3 protein-coding genes and 1 pseudogene are annotated in these 2502 nt (G+C 68.2%); all 4 read left to right on the top strand.

Annotation, left to right across the window (positions count from 1 at the left end):
- Positions 1 to 472: glycosyltransferase (locus WAW85_RS09440; RefSeq protein WP_422559358.1), on the top strand; the 472-nt coding region annotated here is incomplete at its 5' end.
- Positions 472 to 1185 (top strand): class I SAM-dependent methyltransferase, encoded by a 714-nt coding sequence (locus tag WAW85_RS09435; RefSeq protein WP_422559357.1) that lies wholly within the window; start codon positions 472 to 474, stop codon positions 1183 to 1185. The genes WAW85_RS09440 and WAW85_RS09435, both read left to right, overlap by 1 nt.
- Positions 1186 to 2271 (top strand): prenyltransferase, encoded by a 1086-nt coding sequence (locus WAW85_RS09430; protein ID WP_422559356.1) that lies wholly within the window; start codon positions 1186 to 1188, stop codon positions 2269 to 2271.
- 49 nt (positions 2272 to 2320) lie between these two features.
- Positions 2321 to 2502 (top strand): annotated as a pseudogene (locus WAW85_RS09425) (LLM class F420-dependent oxidoreductase); the annotation flags it as partial.

Here is a 2502-nt window from a genome sequence, read left to right as displayed (position 1 = left end):
GGTTTCAGTGGACCATCCGGTGAGCCTGACGTTGGTCTCCAAACTCGATCCGAAGGGCCCGTCGGCGCGATTGATCGAGCAACTGTCCATCGGCGACAAAGTGTCGGTGGTCTCCGGCCTGGACGACGAGGAGCTCGCCGCTCTACTGGCCAGCGCCGAAATTGCGTGTGTGCCGTCCCTGTACGAGGGCTTCTCGTTGCCCGCCGTGGAGGCGATGAGCTGCGGCACGCCGTTGGTCGCCACCCGGGCCGGGGCGATTCCGGAAGTGGTCGGCGACGCCGCCGTGCTGGTGGAGCCGCGCAACGCCGAAGGGCTGGCCGAAGCGATCCGTGATCTGCTCGACGACCCCGATCGGGCCGCCGCCTTGGGCGCCGACGGCCGCCGCCGGGTGCTGGACAACTACAGCTGGGCGGCCGTGGCCGCCGCAACCGCCGAGCGCTACCGCGCCGCCATCGCCGAGGAGGCTTCCTGATGTTGACTGTGGACTTCGACCGCCTGGAGGTGGGCCCCGGTGTGCGCGTCATCGACATCGGTGCCGGCCAGGGCCGCCACTCGTACGAGATGCTGCGCCGCGGCGCGGACGTGATCGCGTTTGATCAGAGCGAGCAGGATATGGCCGACGTCGCCGAGATGTTCGGTGCGCTGACCGTCGCCGGTGAGGTCCCCGAATACGCCGTGGGCCGCACCGAGGTGGGCGACGCATTGCGTCTGCCGTACGACGACGAGAGCTTCGACGTGGTGTTGATGTCGGAGATTCTTGAGCACATTCCCGACGATGCGGCCGCGATCACCGAGATGGTCCGCATTCTGCGGCCCGGCGGGCTCGCCGCGGTGACCGTGCCGCGTTACTGGCCGGAGAAGATCTGCTGGGCACTCTCGGACGAGTACCACGAGGTGGAAGGCGGCCACGTCCGCATCTATCGGGCGTCCGATCTCGCCGAGAAGCTGACCGCCGCCGGTCTGGAAGTGACCGGATCCGATCACGCCCACGCCCTGCACGCGCCCTACTGGTGGCTCAAGTGTGCGGTGGGCGTGGAGAACGACGGCAACCCGCTGGTCCGCGGCTACCACAAGATGCTGGTGTGGGACATGATGAGCAAGCCGTGGGTGACCCGCGTCGGCGAGCAGGTACTCAACCCATTGGTGGGCAAATCGGTGGCGCTGTACCTGCGAAAGCCTGCCTGAATGACGACCACCCCGATCGAGGGCGCCCGGACGCGGATCGAATCCGGACCGCACATTCCGGGGGTGCTGACCGTCGAGCAGGTGCACCGGACCGGCCGGGCGATCACCGCGATGCAGGAGAACTCCGGCGCGCTGCCCTGGTTCCCGGGTGGGCAGACCGACGCGTGGGATCACATCGAATCGGCGATGGCGCTCTCGGCTACCGGCTTTCTCGCCGAGGCCGAGGCCGCCTATGCGTGGTCGGCGCGGATGCAGCGGCCGGACGGCTCCTGGCCGATCAAAGTGGTCGACGGGCAGATCGTTGACCCGGGGATCGACTCCAACTTCTGCGCTTATCTGGCCGTGGGCGTCTGGCACCACTATTTGATCACCGGCGACCGGGGCTTTTTGGACCGCATGTGGTCGACGGTCTGGTCGGCGGTCAATTTGGTCGGCCGCTTCCAGCGGCCCGATGGCGCGTTCCGGTGGGGCGCCGATCACCGGACGCACGCCATGTTCGACGAGGCGCTCATCACCGGTAACGCCAGCATCTATCAGGCGCTCGGCTGCGGGGTCGCCATCGCCGACGAGCTCGGTCAGCCCGAGCCGGCGTGGCAGCAGGCCCGCGCGGTGTTGGGCGCGGCGCTGCGCGAGACGCCGGAGATCTTTGAGCCGCCGAGCGATCACTCGATGGACTGGTATTACCCGGTGCTCGGCGGCGCGGTCCGCGGGCGCGCGGGCGAGGCGTTGATCGCCCAGCGTTGGGATGAGTTCGTGGTGCCCGGTCTCGGCGCGCGCTGCGTGGATCATCGGCCGTGGGTCACCGGCGCGGAGACCTCCGAGCTGGCGTTGGCACTCGAAGCGCTCGGCGATACCGCCGCGGCCACCGCGTTGGTCTCGTCGATCCAACATTTGCGCGACCCGGACGGCTCGTACTGGACCGGCCTGGTCTACGACGACGGTAAGCGTTGGCCGGTGGAGAAGAGCTGTTGGACGTCGGCAGCGGTGGTGCTGGCCGCCGATGCCATCAGTCGCGCCACCCCCGGCAACGGAATCTTTCGCGATGTGCGGCCGCCGGACGGAAAACCTGGACAGGTGTCCAGTTAACTGTCTAGGCTGAGGTTCGACACCCTCAACGTGGAATCGGAGCTCGGGCGTGGAATTTGGAATCGTGCAGTTCACCAGTGACCGCGGGCTGCGCCCACAGGTCCTCGCGCCGCTGATCGAGCAGGCCGGCTTCGCGTCGTTCTTTGTGCCCGAACACGGCCACATTCCCACCAAGCGGGAGGCCGCGCACCCGGGCCCCGGCACCGCGGAGCTGCCCGACGACCGGTACCT

Origin of the sequence: Gordonia sp. (in: high G+C Gram-positive bacteria) (assembly GCF_049299075.1) — a bacterium.
GTDB lineage: Bacteria > Actinomycetota > Actinomycetes > Mycobacteriales > Mycobacteriaceae > Gordonia.
This window is presented reverse-complemented; position numbering and strand designations above follow the sequence as displayed.

Bases quoted from the DNA above. Each gene is read 5' to 3' on its own strand.
- WAW85_RS09435 (WP_422559357.1), top strand. From the start codon at position 472: ATGTTGACTGTGGACTTCGACCGCCTGGAGGTGGGCCCCGGTGTGCGC.
- WAW85_RS09430 (WP_422559356.1), top strand. From the start codon at position 1,186: ATGACGACCACCCCGATCGAGGGCGCCCGGACGCGGATCGAATCCGGA.